The sequence below is a fragment of the Paenibacillus sp. An7 genome (assembly GCF_009870785.1).
Classification (GTDB): Bacteria; Bacillota; Bacilli; order Paenibacillales; family Paenibacillaceae; genus Paenibacillus.
In genome coordinates, this window is the sequence record NZ_WTWX01000015.1 from 40049 (window position 1) to 57791 (window position 17743).

Consider the following 17743-nt stretch of genomic DNA (forward strand, 5'->3'; position numbering starts at 1 on the left):
CATTATATACGTGATATACGTGCCCAATACTTGCTGCAGAATCAAAAATAAAACCGCCTCCTAAGAAGACGGCTTCTTCCCTAATTATTTATCCAGATGATAAGTTACTGTAGAAATGACGACGTCTCTATGACGGAAAAGATAAGCACGAAGCAGCAGGCTGGTTTGATTATGAAGAACATACTGCCACCAATGTTTTGTAATAAACTGCGGAATCAAAATAGTGATATGATCTGTCTCATTTTTCTTCCATTCCACCGTATCTATAAATTTAATAAGCGGCTTTACAATACTTCGGTAACTCGATTTCAGGGTGATGAGTCTTACGCCTGGATTCCAGACCTCCCACTTTTCTTCCATCTTATGAATACTGTCATCATCAAAGCCTACATATACGGCAACCACATTATCGGTTAATGACTTGGCATAACTGAGTGAATTGCGAACAACACTTGTGATCCCTCCAATAGGAACGACGACCGTACTTCCTTTAATCTGTAGTTTATCTTCCTGGATATTAATTCGAAGCTGATCGGCTACATGAATATAGTGACGATGAATTCGCATAAAAATCCATATCACCAGCGGTAAGAATATAAAGACGGCCCATACTTGACTGAATTTAGTGAAAATAAAAATCAGCGTAATACTTAGAGTAGTCAGCATCCCAATCGTATTGATAAGAAGTTTAACATGCCAGCCAGACGGTTTTAGCTTAATCCAGCGAATCATCATACCGAGTTGGGACAAGGTAAAGGGGATAAATACCCCAACTGCATACAGCGGGATTAGCCCTTCTGTATTCCCGTGGAAAGCAATCACGAGTACAGCGGATAAAACGCCAAGAAAGATAATGCCATTGGAATAACCGAGCCGATCACCGCGAACAAGAAACATATGCGGCATAAATTTATCTTTGGCTAACATAAAAGCAAGTAATGGAAAAGCAGAATAAGCTGTATTTGCTGCTAAAAAAAGAATTAATGCTGTAACCCCTTGGATAATGTAATAAATTGTTCCCCTGCCAAAAACGGAATTCGCAATTTGCGATACGACCGTTTCTTTTTCGCTTGGTATAATCCCATACCAGTAGGCTAGTAAGCTGATACCTATAAACATAAATCCAAGTATAGACCCCATCATAACTAACGTTTTTGCAGCGTTTTTCTCTGCTGGGGCCCGGAAGTTAGGAATGGCATTGGATACCGCTTCTACCCCCGTCAGCGCAGAACAGCCGGAACTGAAAGCTTTTAGCAAGAGAAAGAGACTTACATTGTTTGCGGCGCTCCCCCATTCCACCGGAACGGACGGTTCTGCTCCACCCATAGCGTATTTAATAAATCCGGTAATAATCAGCACAACAATGGCAAAGACAAATAAGTAAACCGGTAATGCAAGTACGGAAGCAGACTCCGTAATCCCTCTCAGATTTAGGATCGTGAGCATAAGAATCATGATGAGTGCAATAAGGACTCGATAATCATGAAGCAGTGGAAAAGCTGATGTAATCGCGTCCGTTCCTGCGGAAGAACTTACGGCAACGGTCAAGATGTAATCGACAAGCAAGGAACCTCCTGCGAGCAGACCACTTGATAACCCGATGTTATCTTTTGCTACGATATAGGCGCCTCCGCCTGAGGGGTATGAATAAATGGTCTGTCTATATGAGAATATTAGAATGACGAGTAGTCCAAGTACTGCAAGTGAAATAGGTATAGAATACCAGGCAGCTGCAGCACCCACTGCCATCAAAACAATGAGAATTTGTTCTGTACCATAAGCTACGGACGATAACGCATCTGAAGAGAGTACGGCAAGTGCCTTTAACTTGCTTAGTTTTTCTCCTTCTAATTCGCTGTTTTTCATAGGGCGTCCAATCAATAAACGTTTCATTTTTCTAACCATAATGATCTCCCTCTTTACCCCGTATCTAGTGCTGAGTTTTTATGGTCTATGTATATATCTTCTCAGCAGATGAATCATACTCCCATTGCCTTTAGATGGTAAAGGAGCACGAAGGTCTAAAGAAATCAAACGAAGCCGAATTCATACAGGAATTATGTACCGCAGATTAAAAATCTCTTCGTAGCTTTCTTTATCTCGTTCGATTGTGTTTTTCTAGAGAAAAAAAGTTTTTTTTGAAAAAGGGAACCTTTTAAATGATTAGTTTGTCTAAATCTAAGGAAAGAATATTTCACATCATGAGAATAAGAAGGAGTTGCTAAGAAATGAAAAAAATGATTTTAATGTTAATGACGTTTAGTATGGTGATCGCTGGATGTGGAACACAAAAAGCGGAGGAAGTTAAGGAAGTTAACGTACCCGTAAGTGAATTAATGCAGGTTGTTACGGAGCAAACGGAGATGAACACGGCTCAGTTCTTTAACATAAATCTCAAAGAGGATACAGTAACGGCAATCAACCTAGGTATTGATCCAGCTGCAATTGAAGATGGACAGTACATGAAAGCGATGATTAATGTACTTGCTGATGAAATCATTATTTTAAAAGCGTCTGATTCTTCTAAAGTAGAAGAACTAAAGTCTGCACTAGAAAAAGAAGTGGCCAATCAGGAGCAAACTTGGAGCACTTATTTACCTGAACAATACGAAAAGGTGAAAAACCACATTATTAAGCAACAAGGCAACTATCTGATCCTTCTTATTTCAGACGATGCTGAAAAAATGGAACTAGCCTTCACAAATGCTTTGACTTCCGAGAGTAAGTAACTCGCGGACCCTTTGAAAGATGACTGGAGGGAATATCCTTGGTTTTTAGCTCTGTAGCCTTTTTGTTTTACTTTTTACCCGTAGCTTTACTTGTATATTATGTAGCGCCGCAGCGATGGAAGAATGCGGCGCTTCTTCTTATTAGTTTACTCTTTTATGCTTGGGGAGAACCGGTATATATTCTTCTGCTACTGTTTTCCTCAGTGGTAGATTACATGAATGGACTCCTAATGGATCGATATGAGCAGCGTGAGAAAATACGCCGCTTTATCCTTGTATTCTCCCTGATTGTAAACATTGGCGTACTCAGTTTTTTCAAATATGCTGATTTTCTTATTCATTCAACGAACGAACTGCTGGGTACTAGCTTTGTGGCTCTCGATCTACCGCTTCCGATTGGAATTTCTTTTTATACGTTCCAAACGATGTCCTATATGATTGATGTTTACCGCAGAAATGTCCCAGCTCAGCGGAGTTTTATCAACTTTGCAGCATTTGTATCCATGTTCCCGCAATTAGTAGCAGGACCTATTGTCAGGTATGAGGATATTGATAAACAGCTCACTCGTCGCCACGTATCTTTGGAGCTTTTTGCAAGTGGTGTGCGCCGCTTTATCATCGGTCTATCCAAGAAAGTACTGCTTGCCAATAACATTGGTATGCTGTGGGACACTACGCTATCTGGAAGCAGTGAACTAACCATCATGGGTGCGTGGATTGGGATTACAGCGTTTGCTTTTCAGATTTATTTTGACTTTAGCGGGTATTCAGATATGGCCATTGGACTTGGTAGAATGCTCGGCTTTGAATTTCCTGAGAACTTTCGTTATCCTTACATATCTGAGAATGCATCCGAGTTCTGGCGAAGATGGCATATTACGCTCGGCTCGTGGTTTCGAGATTATGTATATTTCCCGCTCGGGGGAAGCAGGGTTCGTAAATGGAGGCTCCTCGTAAACCTATTTGTTGTATGGTTTTTGACTGGATTATGGCATGGAGCCAGCTGGAACTTTGTGCTGTGGGGCTTGTATTTCGGGTTCCTTATTGCTATAGAGAAGTTATGGCTTGGAAAATGGCTCGAAAGAATTTGGCGTCCTTTCCGGCACCTATATTTTATAGCTGTCATCCTGATTGGATGGACCTTATTCGCTATTGAGGATCTTGCTCTACTTCCTCACTATCTTCATGTGATGCTGGGATTTAGTCAAGCGGAATGGATAAGCAGAACGAATCTTTACTACCTACAATCGTATGGAGCACTGCTCGTGGTATTAACGTTCGCCTCGACACCCATTGCGGCTCGTTTGACATCAAAATTAAATAACAGAATGAATCGTACAGTCATGGCAATCTTGGAAGTAATTGTATTAACAATCCTTCTCCTCGCTTCCACAGCGTATATTATTGATGACTCGTATAATCCATTTCTGTATTTCCGTTTTTAGGAGGTGATGATGATTGGATCGTAAAAGAGCAGTTATCGTAACCAGCGGCTTTCTTCTATTTATCAGCTGTTTTGGTATTTGGAGCCTATGGGAACCGGACCGGACCTTATCCGAATTTGAAAATCGCGTCTTGGCTAAGTTCCCCTCCTTCTCCTGGGACAAACTCTGGAGTGGACGATATACAGATCAACTGGACGATTACCTGGTGGATCAGTTTGTAGGTCGTGACAACTGGGTCGGACTCAAATCAGATATGGAGCGAATGTCAGGCAAGACGGAGAATAATCAAGTATTCTTTGGTAGTTCTGGGTATCTGTTCGAACGGTTTACGTACAATGAAGAACAGCTGGGGCAGAATATAAAACAGATTGCTCGTTTTGCTGAACGTCATCAGAAGGACGTAGATTCGTTATCTCTTCTGCTTGTTCCGAACTCCCAGACGCTGAATGGCGAGTATTTACCCAAATATGCAGATGCAACCGACGCTCCCCAGTCACCGCTGATGGATCAAATCTTTAGCGAGCTGAATGGACAGGTTGCACCCGTTGATATCAGAGAAATACTGCATCAGAAGAAAAACACCGCACAAATCTATTATCGTACGGACCATCACTGGACGACACGCGGTGCGTACTATGGATATCAAGCCTATGCTAACTCCATAGGCCTCTCTCCTACTCCTGAAGCAGCACTTGAGGCAAAGCCGTTCAGTGATGCGTTCTACGGTACATTTTATACAAAGGCAAACCAGCGTGATATTACTCCTGATCGTCTGGAATTGCTGGAGACTTCTCTTCCTGAATACGAAGTATGTATCGAGGGACAGAGCACATGTGAGAATTCATTTTATGATTTGGATGCACAGAATGAGCGGGATAAATACAAGGTGTTTTTCGGCGGGAACTTCCCGCTTGTAACGATCGACATCGCTCATGAGGAAGTTAATAAAAATCGCAGTATTATCGTGTTTAAAGACTCTTACGCTAATGCAATGGTGCCGTTTCTAGCCCAGCATTACTCCACCATTCATATGATTGACATGCGTTACTTCCGGATGGATGTAGACGAGTATCTGGAGGAACATCATTTCGATGATATGCTTCTGTTATATAGCGTAGCAACTATAGCTCAAGAAGATATTTTCAAATGGCTGAATTAATTTCACTGAATTAACATTTAGGATATCCGTAAAGAAAAAGTTGATGGTGACTTTATCTTTACGGATTTTTTATTTTGCAGATAAATCATTCGATTAACTCATTGAGTTTACTTAATATTTATTATGTAAACTAATATTTCATTTCATATGATGTATGATGTTCGATTTTTTTAACACGCTTATTAAATACGATCTTAATCTCCGAAGTTTCCTTCTATGAGGGTTACATTATGAGTATTCGCCTACACCATAGTCTGCTGCCCTCCATATAATGGACGATACCGTGTTTGTAAGGATAGCGGTGTAATCCATTTTTACAATAGGGAGTTGTTATGGTGAAGTCAAAGGTGAAACTGACCGGTAAAGTGATTTTCCGAGGAGATCCGGGATATGAGGCCGCACGTAGAAATTGGGATCCTCATACAGACAGATATCCTAAAGTATTTGTTTTTGCTCTAAAAACGCAAGATGTCGCTAATGCTATAAAATGGGCTCGTCATCATCATATCCCTATTCGGGCTAGAAGTGGACGACATGCACTCGAGAGCAACCTCTCGCAAGTTAACGGAGGTATCGTAATAGATGTGAGCAAGATGCAAAACATTAAGCTGGATAAAAAGAATGGAACAGTCATTGTTGAGACGGGGAACCAAGTCGGAAGAATCGCGAAAGCCCTGGCTGCTCAAGGATTTATAGCCCCTTTTGGTGACAGTCCAACCGTAGGGATCGGCGGAATCACACTCGGTGGAGGAATCGGACCGTTACAGCGTACAATTGGACTTATCAGTGATAATCTGATTGGACTAGAAATGGTCGATGCAAATGGAAAAGTAATTGTAGCTAATCATAAGAAAAATGCTGATCTTTTATGGGCCTCTCGTGGGGGTGGCGGCGGTAACTTTGGAATATGCACAAAATACAAATTTAGAGTGCGCAAAGCCCCTGCGAAGGCTACCGTATTTAAGATTACGTGGCCATGGAACCAATTCGAAAAGGTATTGAAAGTATGGCAACGCTGGGCTCCTTCTGTCGATACAAGACTTGGAAGTGAACTGAATATCGGTCCTAAAAAAGGCGGCAACGTCACAATGGAAGGCTTGTTCCTGGGATCAAAAACAGAGGCAGTCCGCCTACTTAAGCCTATTACATCCGTAGGAACTCCAACGGAGAGTATTATCCGGTTATTACCTTACACGGAAGTAGTGAACTTCTTATTAGCACCAGATCCGGTACTTACCCAAAAGTATAGCAACCAGTTCTCTTCAGGGTTCGGAAAGTCTGTTTTTCCTGACAAAGCCATAAAAGTAATGCGGGAATTTCTAGAGAATGCAGAGGCAGATTCAACAGCCGGTTTCTTCTTCCTCAACTGGGGCGGTGCGATAAGCCGTGTTTCACCAAAAGCGAGTGCTTTCTTCTGGCGTAAAGCTAAATTTTATGTAGAATGGAACACCTCCTGGATTAATCCAGCAAATGCTGCTAAGAATATCGCCTTAACTCGTAATACACGCCGAAAGCTACAACCTTATATCGTAGGGTCTTATATTAACGTACCAGACCAAGGCATCAAAAATTCAGGACCGGTATACTATGGAACAAACTATGCTAGACTACGTAAAGTGAAAGCGAAGTATGATCCTAAAAATGTATTTAACAATCCTCAAAGTATTCCTCCTGCTCGAAAAGGATAAACCAGCCCTAGATTGACATTCAGATTATTCAGATAATGGGTTAAAGCATCCTTAGAGACATGAATATGAAAACACTTTTGTAATGAAGCAAAGGGCTGCCTATAAGGTAGCCCTTTCTCTTATTAAACTATGTTATTGAACTACCTTATTCAAAATGGTTAACCAAGAAAATCTAATAAATCGTTTGTTAAGACATTGGTTTACATAATATATTTTATGTAAACCAATGATCCCTGATACGAATACGATCCGTGCTCCATTCGTATTCACTCAAGAATGATAAGGTATTTTCTATATACTCGATTTAATTAAAATTACCGATTAAGATAGGTCGATCTCAAGCATGGCCATGGCTTGTTCCTTCTCTCGATTGGTAACGTGGGTATAGACGGTTGTAGTCTCAATGGATGAATGACCCAACAGCTCTTGCACGGTTCTGAGGTCGGCACCTTTACGAAGCATCATCGTCGCAAAAGAATGTCGCAATTTATGACTGGAGTATGCTTTTTTGCGGGTGATCCCTTCATTCTCTTGAAAACGATCAAATGTCTCAGCCGCAATCAGCTGTATTGTTCGAATGGACAGCCTTCTTCCTTGCTGAGAGATGAAGAAAGCTTCTTCCTTCGATTTACGAGGTTCAATCCTCTCGGCTAGCACTTCATCAAGCACATCTCTTACCGCCGCAGGAACGGGTAACGTACGCCACTTTCTCCCCTTACCAAATACATCGATCGTACTACGCTGCGAATTATAATCTCCAACATTCAAAGAATGAACTTCTCCTACCCGCAGACCCATATATGCCATGAGCAGAAAAATCGCTAGATTGCGATTCCGATATTTCCCCTCCACCGATTTCATGAATTTCGGCAGATCTACTTCATCTAAAAATACGGGTGCTTTATTTTTCTCTGTTCTCGATTTCTTAATTCCTGTTGCCGGATTCACTTCGAGAAGTTCGAGTTCAATCAGCGCTTTGAAGAAACAATGCACCGAAGCGTGTTTGCGATTCCGAGTTGAATCACTGATCCCCCGATCACGAGCCTTGGACAGAAAAGAGAGAATATGTAGCTTCTTCACTTTATCTAATGACTTCCCATTTAGAGAAGATAAAAACTCAAACACATCACTTTTATAAGATTTAATGGTGTGGCCAGTGTACCCCGCATCTTTCAGCCAGATATCAAATGCTTCGAGTTCTTCAGCATAGGTTTCTAAAATGGTTTCTAAAATTTCTGCATTCAACATCATCACCTGCCATTCTTCAAAATTAGAGTTTATAAGCAAAATACGTGTCGATCTACGTCTACGAACTCAGGTAAGTGGTCGACTCTCTTAAATAAATCGAATATAAACAGAAACTGCGTATAATTTATATTATACGCAGTATTTTAGTGTAATGAAAGCTTCATTTTCCCACGATATGTCGTTGTTATGAGAATTTCTGAAATAATCCTTATTTCCTAGTAAAATAACGACGTTTTATGTAATACTTTGACTTGAAATAGCCCCTAACCCTCCTAAACCCGCTACATAATAAGACATAACAAAATAAATGCCGAAATACGCTAGAAGTCATCGCTCTCTTTATTCCCTCTATAAACATAAAAAAGGCGCCTGATTCGTAGGAATCAGACACCACTTTTGGCAATGTGATTTTTGATAATGATCATAATTCGACATCTTATGATTAGCCTTATGTGATCGAGCTTTACATAAATAATAGATTTATTCCAGTACAGCTTCTAATGTATCTTCTATTGTAGGATAACGAAATTCAAAACCTTCCGCTAGTAACCTTTCGGGTACTACCCATCTGCTTTTTAAAATCAGCTCCGTTTCCGTCCGAATAAAAACAGCTCCCATTTCTAACATCCACCCGGGAGTAGGGATTCCTACTTTAACGTTCATCTTCTTACGCATTTCAGCCATTAACTTTTGATTCGACACTGGATAAGGAGTCGCCGCATTAAACACACCGCGGAGATCTTCTCGCTGCTGAACAAACTGTACAATCCGGTATAGATCCTCCACATGAATAAAACTGAATTTCTGCGTTCCAGGTCCTTGCTTACCCCCGAGGCCAAATCGAGTTAAGTAGAGATAAGGAGTCATCACTCCCCCGTCTTTACCCAGCACAATGGAAATCCGGAGGGCAACTTGGCGAGTCTGATCTAATGAGAAGGAGAAAAACGTCTCTTCCCATGCTTTTGCTACCTCTACTGAGAAGCCTGTGCCAATCTCTCCCTCCTCCTCTGTCATGGGACGATCTTCTGCATGTCTGTAGATCGTGGCCGTGCTTGAGTTGATCCATAGCTTTGGCGGTTCTATGCATACCTCTATCGCTTCTCCTAAGATTCGAGTCGTCCGTTTCCTGGACTCCATGATTTCACGCTTATTGCGCTCATTATAGCGGCAATTGACTGATTTTCCTGCAAGGTTAACGAGCAGATCTGCTCCTTCCAGTGCTTCTATGATGGACTGTTTATCATCCCAAGAGATATGACCCTCTTGCCTTGATATAATGTATACGGTCTCGCCTTTCTCTTTAAATTTCTTCTCGAAAAATTGGCCGATAAACCCCGTACCGCCGGCTAGCACAACCTTCCCCATAAAGCTCACCTCACTCGCTAAGATTTTATACGTACCGAATAATACCTCATCGCACTAGGTACTCCTTGTATCTCAAGTTTGCCCTCATTGATCAAACTCCGTAATCGGAACTCAAAAAATGCATCACCGATATACTGCTCCAAATATCCCATCGCTTCCCCTACGACCCGCGCTGCTTTTATAAAACCACCTGCATTAGAGCGATTCTGTAACTTAGAAACCGTATGAAGCAAATATTCATCTAAAACATTTTCCTCTACTGTATCTACTTCCCCATCATTCCACAGCCTAAGTACCTGCTTCGTCTCTGCATATCCCAACCATTCTTGTTCGTACTTACTTCTTTGTTCTGTAGTTAAAGGATGAATTCGTTTCAGTTCATGAAATACTTCAATAAGTTTCTCTGACACGATTTCTCCCGCATGACGATAATATTGTTGATGCTTCGGTGTATTGTACTTTCTTTCACATATCTTAACAGCATTGATTTCAATTATTTCATTCTTATATTCTTTTAACAAATACTCAACGTACCTTGATCCTATTTTTTCATGAGCTGAATCTCCACCCCAAATTACAATTCGAGCGTGTTCCGGTATCTGTTGAAGCATTTGGATAGAATTCAACTCACCATTATGAGCAGAATGATTTTCGAGACCCAGGTGAGTTCTCATCCATTCTTCACGGTATCGTCTTCCTTCTGGTTCATGAAGTTTCCATATGGGTCCCACTGAAAATAGATCTGGAAAACAAATCATCCCATCAGACTCCTGTAAATTCAACTGCTTGATGGTCTGTCTTACACTTCCTGCTGTAGAATAACCAAACAAGATGTGCACTTTTTTCGTCTTACTATTCGGAACCATCTTGAGCTGTTTCAGCCCTATTCCCCCTTATTACACCTTATTACATAATGACTTCCTAATTAAAATAATTAATTGAAAATTTTGGTTATTTCCTAATTATAATAAATTTAACTGATCCATACAATCGCCTGTATCAAAAAAAGCTCCTACCAAAAGGTAGAAGCTTTGAACAATTACATTAGGATTTCTCTTTAGGTGATTCTTCCCAGCCTGTTACATTCTCGATTCCTGGAATGGAATCTTTGTAGAACACAGGATCTTTGCCTTCTTTTCTTTGTTTTGAATAATCCTTTAACGCAGCGAATGCGATCTTTGATAAGAGCGCGATGGCTATTAAGTTAACAATAACCATGAAGCCCATAAACAGGTCGGCCATATCCCAGACCAGCTTCACGCTAGCGACCGAGCCAAACATGATCATAGCAAGAACAGCAATTCGGTAAATTACAAGCGTTGTTTTGCTTGATTTAATAAACTCAATATTCGTTTCCCCATAATAGTAGTTACCAATCAGCGTACTAAATGCAAATAGGAAAATCATTAATGCAAGCATACCTGACGCCCAATCACCAAAATGGATACTGAGTGCAGTTTGTGTAAGTACAATCCCTTCTGTATTTACAGATGGATCTGTATAAGCACCTGAGAGCAGTACCAAGAAAGCAGTACTTGTACAAATAATCAGCGTATCAATCAAAACAGCTAATGCTTGAATTAAACCTTGTTTAGCTGGATGACTTGTCGTTGCTGTAGCAGCCGCATTCGGCGCACTACCCATACCCGCTTCATTGGAGAAGAGTCCTCTTTTAACCCCTTGCATGAGAGCTCCACCAAGCGTACCACCCGCAAATTGTTCAATACCAAATGCATGTTTAACAATAGTAGCAATCATTGCAGGAACTTCAGTAATATTGATGAGTACCGCAATGAAAGCAATACCGATATAAATAACGGCCATGATAACGACAATGTACTCGGAGATTTTCGCAATTCGTTTAATACCGCCGAAAATGATAATCCCGAAAGCTACAACCAAAGCAATCCCGAGCCATAATGGATCAACGCCAAAAGAATTTTGGAAAGCTGTTGCTACTGTATTGGCTTGAACCGCATTAAATACGAGTCCAAAGGATACGGTAATCAGGACTGCAAACAGGATTCCCATCCAACGCTTGTTAAGCCCTTGTTCCATATAGTAGGCAGGTCCGCCGCGGAACCCTTGTTTGTCCTTGATTTTATAAACCTGAGCAAGTGTACTTTCCACAAAACTTGACGCAGATCCGATGATCGCGATAATCCACATCCAGAAAACAGCACCTGGACCTCCAATACCAATCGCAAGAGCGATACCCGTGATGTTACCTGTCCCAACACGAGCAGCCATACTGATGCAAAATGCTTGGAAAGCGGTAATCTCACCTTTTTGTTTCTTGTTTGATCCTTTAAGTTCACGGAACATATCTTTTATGTAAGTGAACTGCATAAAGCCTGATTTCCATGTGAAGTAAAGCCCAATCGCAACCAATAAAATGATTAGAACATATGACCAAAGCACATCGTTGATCAAACTGATTCCTTTTTGTAAGAAGTCTTGCATCTCAAACCTCCATCATGTTGTATATTCGTATAAGGGAACGATGTCCTTAACGATCTCTTGTTAGTATTATTAACATTAAAATTTAATAACGCATTTTTTTATTATACTTATTTTTATTAATTTACGCTATATTAATTTTATAGTATAAAAATGATTTTTTCATGTCAAGATATATTACAAAGATGACATCTTGCAATTATATACATGAATTTGATTGATTATACCTGTGTGAAATCGGTTATCTGAGACTCACTGTCTTATTATCCGAAATAAAAGAAATAACCTATTCATATGAATAGGTTATTCTCCATTCTTTTGTATAGTATTTGCATAAGTGAAATTATAATTACTAACGAGTTAACGAAAGACCAATTTCAGATAATATGGCACTGCCAAGGTATGTGCCGGTAAATACGAATAATGCAACAATAGCAACACGCCAAGATGTTTTACGAAGATCTGACAGACGATCTACTACGGAGATCCCAGCGAAAGCCAAAATAGGTGTAGTAATCGATAAGAAGTTAACCGCTTGAATAGCTTCTACAAACACATCAGAACTAAGGCAGAATATGAGTGATGTAATCGATACCCAGCCAAGTACAGGGAACTCTTGCAGCACTTTCACAGGCACTTTCTTCATTAAAGAAGAAATTAAGATCCCGATCATCGAGAACAGCCATAATACAGCCAGTCCGCCAATCGTATGCCATGAGACGGTAACGCCCTCACCGATCCGAAGTTGTTTCATAATATCTGTAAATAGGATAAGCGAGACACTTAGCAAAAGTACAAGTCCTGCTTTCATCCAATGTTTTTTATCTAGTACCATTACCTTTTACCTCCAGTAAACAGATTATACATAAAACGTTGCAACGGAACAGCCAAAAACACCATAGTGTACGTTCCAAGGAAACTTGTCAGTAGCTGACTCGCTGCAGCATAACTGTTGATGACGTCAGCTTGATCTGGAGCTAAGGCGATTAGAGATGAAGAAGCTCCCACCATCATACTAGATGAACCTACTCCAGAAGACATCGCCAGTGCTTCAATAGAGAAACCTAAAGCGTGAAGAACAGGTGCAATAATACTAAAGAACAAAGTTCCAAAAAGTGTACCTATAATATACAGTGATAATACCCCGCGTCCCTCACTGGAATCGAGTGTATATTTCTCAGAGATATAAGCAAGTTCACCTTCACGTCCAAGCCCCAGGGTAGCTCCAATTGCTTCTCTGCGAAGACCCAGTAGAATTGCCACTGGAAGACCAAGCAGTACAGTTCCGAGGTTACCGATCTCTTGCAGCAAGAAGACCCAGCCAACATCAAGAATTTCTCTTAGTTTAGGAGCAACATCCGCTCCGTAACGCGCCATAAGAGGTAACATGATGTAAATTAGATATTTACTTGCAAAGTTCACGTTTTCTTTACTGTACACCTTTTTCATAATACCGCGTCTAAAGATAGCAGTTCCTAGAATCATAGCAATTAGAATAGCAAACACCAGAGGAAGCAAGTTAATGGTAATGTTACCGATCGGTATGGACTGGGTTCCAATCCATTCTGCTGCTGTAATGAGAAATAAAGCAAATAAGATAAGATAAACAAGATGTCCTTTTGATTTCATGAACCAAAATCCTCATTTCTGTATATTCTTTGTTGTCTCATTGATCTATTTAGTGGATAAAAGATTACTCCGTAATGGAAGTCAGAAGCGCTTCATACTCAGCGAACGTACGGCGGTAGATTCTAGATTTGTCGAGTTGGCCGTTCATTTTGTTAAAGACTTCTGTCAAGTATCTAGGGAAGATTTCATAAATGAATTCCGGATCAATATCTTTGAAATCATCACCATGAATCGTACCTGTAAAACCACTGTAGCCAATCTGAATGCAAGGCATCATGAAGGATAAATCTCCAATATCCCCTGCTGCACTAATCGCGTTGTCTTCCAGTATTTCTTCAATAGCTTCATTCTCTTTATAGGCAGCCAGTGCAAATTCAGAAAGATAACGATCTTGTACAAAAGGCAGATAGCCCATCTGTGTAGAAGCTTCAACCTCTCCGCCCATAGCAATGGCACTTCCTTTTGCGGCCTGATCCATCTGTTTAGCTACTTCCTTCATATATTCAACAGACTGTGTACGCAGATCCGTTCCGACCGTGATTTGGTTAGGGATTACATTCGTTGACATATCCGACTGCATCACAATGGGGTTCATTCTCACTTTTTCTGCATCTTTAAAATGCTGTCTTTGCATACCAAGCGCTACATTAAATAAAGTCGACATGCTATACGCATTTGTACCTGAAGATGGATCAAAACCGGCATGAGATGCACGACCTTTAAATGTATACTTCTTATACAGGAAACCTGCTAGATCACAATTGATTTCAATCGTACGTTTCGGATATTCTCCACCCATCGAATGAACACATACTCCGAGGTCAATATCGTCAAATATGCCGCGTTTCATCGCTTCAGGCTTACCGCCGTAGTAGGTTATTTCCCCTTTCGCTTTCAGTCCATCACGATATGGTAAATCAAGATATTCTTCTGCAGGAACAAAAATAAAGGTAAGAGCAAAATCTAAATCTTCATATGCTTTCGTCGTAAAATAGTGCTTATACAGTGCGAGGGCTATTGCTACTTGTGTGTAATGTCCGCAGTTATGTGCTGCACCCGTTTCCTGATCGGCATGAAAATGAGACGGTGCATAAACTGCATCGAGTTCAGCTATAAATCCAAGGTTCAGCGATTTACCTGTCCCGAGTGTCGTCATAATCCCTGTCCCACAGAATACCTCATATGTAAGCTCAGGATTAACTTCAAGTAAAAATTCTAGAACCGTTTGGTGTGTTTTATGTTCCTTGTAACCTAATTCAGGATTGTCGAAAATCCGGTTAGCAATTTGTTTGATTTCTTCATACTGTTTTGTGAAAGTACTCATGCTGTGTCCCCCAGTTAGGTCGGTTTATATTTAATTAAATTTATATACATGTCAAAAGAACAACCTCATCATAAGTAAAAAGCAGAATATTGTCAACGTTTTTAGGATTTTTATGTCGAATTTTGCTTTATTCCCGAACATTATGTTAATAAATTGGGGTATTGTGAGGATTTTTATAGAGTCGAAACATTGAATATTTCATCCTATAGGTTGAGTGTTTTTATAAAAAAAGAAGAAACCACATTGTAAATAGACAATGTGGTTTCCCCAGTTCAAATCGTATTTTTTCATAATATGCTATGTAACTGATGTAAATCTGATATTTCATAAGTGGGGATGATATCTGTAGAATTAACGAGCCCTTTCGGATTAAACCAACAGGTATCTAAACCAGCAAGCTGTCCCCCTTTAATATCTGCACTTAGCGAATCGCCAATAATTAATGCGGTAGAAGGTTGAAAATCAGGGATTCGATCAAATACATAATCAAAAAACTCTTTCATCGGCTTCTGATAACCGGTATCTTCGGATACGAAAATCTGTTTCATATGTGGATACAGACCTGAACTTCGTAACCGGATATCTTGCGTTCTTGAAACTCCATTGGTTACGATATAAAGATCATATCGATGTTGCAGCTCTGTTACTAATTCCATGGCTCCATCCATCAGCATATGTCCTTGTTCAAGATAGGTACGGTAGGTTTGTTCTAACTGAATACCATCCGCTTCAAGTCCCCATTCTTTAAAGAAAAGCGAAAATCGAGTATGTAACACTTCATCTCTACTAATTGTTCCTTCTTCAAAAGCTCTCCATAATTGCTTATTAATCTTTCTGTAACTGGCTTCTATTTCAGGTGTGAAAGGAAGCTTCATATCTTTACATAACAGCTGAAGGGCATTGTTCTCTGCCGCACCAAAATCAAGCAACGTGTCATCTACATCAAAAAACAACGTCTTATATGTACTCATCATAGGTCATCTCTTTCTTAATATATTTACAGCAATGATTTGATATCTATTAAATAATACCTTGTATTGAGGAGAAAGGACATATGCCATTTTATGAAAACGAATGATATTCTAAAAATTAGTCTCTACCAGTATAGAGTAGCTTTCATTGTAAACCTAAATAGCCTTATTAGATTAGTTAGAATTATTTACTATGATACAGGTTTACATAATTATAATTATGTAAACCTGAATATGTTTTTCTTCAAAGTCCCCTTTCTGATAACCATTCTTATAGGAGAAAACAAAAAAATCAGGACATTGAGAAAATCCCAACGGTCCTGATTCCTTAGTTCTTATTTAGTTCTTATTCAGTCTTATTTAAATTGAACTACTTCTGTCCCTGCAATAAAATCGTGAATAGCACGTTTATCTTCTCTAAATACGACCATAAACAAGCTGATAATCCAGCCTATGCCGAGCGTAATTCCATATACGAAGCTTGCTACCAGATTGCGCAGCAGCATCGTTCCAATCCCTGGTGGGCCCTCGTCTGATACCTTTTGTATTTTGATACCACATAGTCGTTTCCCGATCGTGCATCCTCCCCAAAAGACAGGGAGAAGCAGCGAATAAAGGAAAAGAAGCAGCTGCGTCACCCAATTGTCGTCTGTAGATCCCGTCAGGATATTAGACAAAATGTACAACGGGAGACCTACGATGATCCCATCAAGCAGCCCCGCAAAGAAACGCGACCAAAAACCAGCTGGTTCACTTACCATACCGTCACCACCTATTCGTATTCAGTTACCTGTATTCATATGTAGGTAATAACGACATGTAATATGAATCAGTTACGAAAATGGAAAGAAAAACATTTTTCACTTAAAGTGATGTGAGATGATTTTCATACGATTAGAATGAAAACACTAGTCATTACTCATGACATGCAGATAAAAGTTCAAGTCATTTTCTAAGTGTTTTTTCATCAATTCTTCCGCTTTTTCTCCATCTCTCATCTTGATTGCCTCATATATTTCTTCATGTTCATCAATGAGATGAGGCCGATTATAGATAACAACGGTTTTTCTGAGTAAGTAAATGATAGCCTGCATCCGGTCAATGATATCAATCATCAACGGATTATTGCTTGCTCTCACAATATCATTATGAAAATCTTCATTGGCAGACATAATCTCTTCTTTCGTTCCTTTTCTGCCAACCTCCACATATTGGTACAGTTTTTCAATTTCATTTTCTTTCAAGAAAATAGCCGCACACCGAGCTGAGTATCCTTCCAGCAAGATTCTCACACTAAATATATTTCGCAAGTCCTTCTCCGTTGGCTTTACTACTTTCTTTTTAACAATAAGACCTTCATTTTCTAATTTACGTATAGAGTCTCTTATGGGGGTTCTGCTGACACCAAGTTCGGCAGCGAGTTTTTCTTCGACGATCTTCGTACCGCTAGAAAGCTCACCGGTTAATATTTTATCACGGAGAATTTCGTAACATTGATGATACGCCGGTCGTGAGTTGTTACCTTCAAGCACTAACTTCACCTCCGTTAACATTACAAGTTATTACTCATATTACCAAATTACCACTGAAAAATCTTTTATATAAAAATGGCAATGAAAATATATCATACGATAAATTTATGACAGTGTACAACTAACACCTTTTTGTATACAAAATTATAATGAATTGTATACAAATTTGTTTATGTAGTATACAATAATAACG

At 39.9% G+C, this 17743-nt stretch carries 15 protein-coding genes; 4 read left to right on the forward strand and 11 right to left on the reverse strand.

Features of this window, described 5'->3' with window-relative positions:
* Positions 1-84 precede the first annotated feature (84 nt).
* Positions 85-1905 (reverse strand): potassium transporter KimA, encoded by a 1821-nt coding sequence (gene kimA / locus GQY27_RS15755; RefSeq protein ID WP_160036120.1) that lies wholly within the window; start codon positions 1903-1905, stop codon positions 85-87.
* Between the two features lie 323 nt (positions 1906-2228).
* Between kimA and GQY27_RS15760 the strand changes: the two genes are divergently transcribed.
* The 4 genes from GQY27_RS15760 to GQY27_RS15775 all read left to right on the forward strand — a co-directional run bounded on the left by GQY27_RS15760 (position 2229) and on the right by GQY27_RS15775 (position 7021).
* Positions 2229-2729 (forward strand): DUF4358 domain-containing protein, encoded by a 501-nt coding sequence (locus GQY27_RS15760; protein ID WP_160036122.1) that lies wholly within the window; start codon positions 2229-2231, stop codon positions 2727-2729.
* A gap of 38 nt (positions 2730-2767) precedes the next feature.
* Positions 2768-4174 (forward strand): MBOAT family O-acyltransferase, encoded by a 1407-nt coding sequence (locus GQY27_RS15765; protein WP_160036124.1) that lies wholly within the window; start codon positions 2768-2770, stop codon positions 4172-4174.
* A gap of 13 nt (positions 4175-4187) precedes the next feature.
* Positions 4188-5333, forward strand: coding sequence for a DHHW family protein (locus GQY27_RS15770; RefSeq protein ID WP_160036126.1), 1146 nt, complete (start codon positions 4188-4190; stop codon positions 5331-5333).
* Between the two features lie 332 nt (positions 5334-5665).
* Positions 5666-7021, forward strand: a complete 1356-nt coding sequence (locus GQY27_RS15775; protein WP_236570626.1) for an FAD-binding oxidoreductase — start codon at positions 5666-5668, stop codon at positions 7019-7021.
* Between the two features lie 321 nt (positions 7022-7342).
* Here the strand turns inward: GQY27_RS15775 and GQY27_RS15780 are convergent, their stop codons facing one another.
* From GQY27_RS15780 to GQY27_RS15825, 10 genes are all read right to left on the reverse strand, one after another.
* Positions 7343-8272, reverse strand: a complete 930-nt coding sequence (locus tag GQY27_RS15780) for a tyrosine-type recombinase/integrase (protein ID WP_160036180.1) — start codon at positions 8270-8272, stop codon at positions 7343-7345.
* Between the two features lie 477 nt (positions 8273-8749).
* A complete protein-coding gene (locus GQY27_RS15785; RefSeq protein ID WP_160036128.1) occupies positions 8750-9634 on the reverse strand; it encodes a TIGR01777 family oxidoreductase in 885 nt (294 codons plus the stop codon).
* 17 nt (positions 9635-9651) lie between these two features.
* Positions 9652-10500 (reverse strand): DUF1835 domain-containing protein, encoded by an 849-nt coding sequence (locus tag GQY27_RS15790; protein WP_160036130.1) that lies wholly within the window; start codon positions 10498-10500, stop codon positions 9652-9654.
* Between the two features lie 178 nt (positions 10501-10678).
* Complete coding sequence (locus GQY27_RS15795) at positions 10679-12097, reverse strand: alanine/glycine:cation symporter family protein (protein WP_160036132.1); 1419 nt, start codon at positions 12095-12097, stop codon at positions 10679-10681.
* A gap of 349 nt (positions 12098-12446) precedes the next feature.
* On the reverse strand, positions 12447-12929 hold the full coding sequence (locus tag GQY27_RS15800; RefSeq protein WP_160036134.1) for a hypothetical protein: 483 nt from the start codon (positions 12927-12929) through the stop codon (positions 12447-12449).
* Complete coding sequence (locus tag GQY27_RS15805) at positions 12929-13723, reverse strand: DUF3100 domain-containing protein (protein ID WP_160036136.1); 795 nt, start codon at positions 13721-13723, stop codon at positions 12929-12931. The genes GQY27_RS15800 and GQY27_RS15805 overlap by 1 nt, the downstream gene beginning before the upstream one ends.
* Positions 13724-13787: 64 nt before the next feature.
* Entirely contained in the window at positions 13788-15047 is a 1260-nt protein-coding gene (locus GQY27_RS15810) for a M20/M25/M40 family metallo-hydrolase (protein ID WP_160036138.1), read from the reverse strand.
* A gap of 287 nt (positions 15048-15334) precedes the next feature.
* Entirely contained in the window at positions 15335-16018 is a 684-nt protein-coding gene (locus tag GQY27_RS15815) for a YjjG family noncanonical pyrimidine nucleotidase (RefSeq protein ID WP_160036182.1), read from the reverse strand.
* Positions 16019-16374: 356 nt separating this feature from the next.
* Positions 16375-16779: an RDD family protein gene (locus tag GQY27_RS15820; protein WP_160036140.1), complete on the reverse strand. Its 405-nt coding sequence runs from the start codon at positions 16777-16779 to the stop codon at positions 16375-16377.
* A gap of 147 nt (positions 16780-16926) precedes the next feature.
* Positions 16927-17571 (reverse strand): GntR family transcriptional regulator, encoded by a 645-nt coding sequence (locus GQY27_RS15825; protein WP_160036142.1) that lies wholly within the window; start codon positions 17569-17571, stop codon positions 16927-16929.
* Positions 17572-17743 lie beyond the last annotated feature (172 nt).

Bases quoted from the DNA above. Each gene is read 5' to 3' on its own strand.
- GQY27_RS15775 (WP_236570626.1), top strand. From the start codon at position 5,666: ATGGTGAAGTCAAAGGTGAAACTGACCGGTAAAGTGATTTTCCGAGGA.
- GQY27_RS15815 (WP_160036182.1), bottom strand. From the start codon at position 16,018: ATGAGTACATATAAGACGTTGTTTTTTGATGTAGATGACACGTTGCTT.
- GQY27_RS15820 (WP_160036140.1), bottom strand. From the start codon at position 16,779: ATGGTAAGTGAACCAGCTGGTTTTTGGTCGCGTTTCTTTGCGGGGCTG.
- GQY27_RS15800 (WP_160036134.1), bottom strand. From the start codon at position 12,929: ATGGTACTAGATAAAAAACATTGGATGAAAGCAGGACTTGTACTTTTG.
- GQY27_RS15760 (WP_160036122.1), top strand. From the start codon at position 2,229: ATGAAAAAAATGATTTTAATGTTAATGACGTTTAGTATGGTGATCGCT.
- GQY27_RS15825 (WP_160036142.1), bottom strand. From the start codon at position 17,571: ATGTTAACGGAGGTGAAGTTAGTGCTTGAAGGTAACAACTCACGACCG.
- GQY27_RS15795 (WP_160036132.1), bottom strand. From the start codon at position 12,097: ATGCAAGACTTCTTACAAAAAGGAATCAGTTTGATCAACGATGTGCTT.
- GQY27_RS15805 (WP_160036136.1), bottom strand. From the start codon at position 13,723: ATGAAATCAAAAGGACATCTTGTTTATCTTATCTTATTTGCTTTATTT.
- kimA (WP_160036120.1), bottom strand. From the start codon at position 1,905: ATGGTTAGAAAAATGAAACGTTTATTGATTGGACGCCCTATGAAAAAC.
- GQY27_RS15785 (WP_160036128.1), bottom strand. From the start codon at position 9,634: ATGGGGAAGGTTGTGCTAGCCGGCGGTACGGGGTTTATCGGCCAATTT.
- GQY27_RS15780 (WP_160036180.1), bottom strand. From the start codon at position 8,272: ATGATGTTGAATGCAGAAATTTTAGAAACCATTTTAGAAACCTATGCT.
- GQY27_RS15790 (WP_160036130.1), bottom strand. From the start codon at position 10,500: ATGGTTCCGAATAGTAAGACGAAAAAAGTGCACATCTTGTTTGGTTAT.
- GQY27_RS15810 (WP_160036138.1), bottom strand. From the start codon at position 15,047: ATGAGTACTTTCACAAAACAGTATGAAGAAATCAAACAAATTGCTAAC.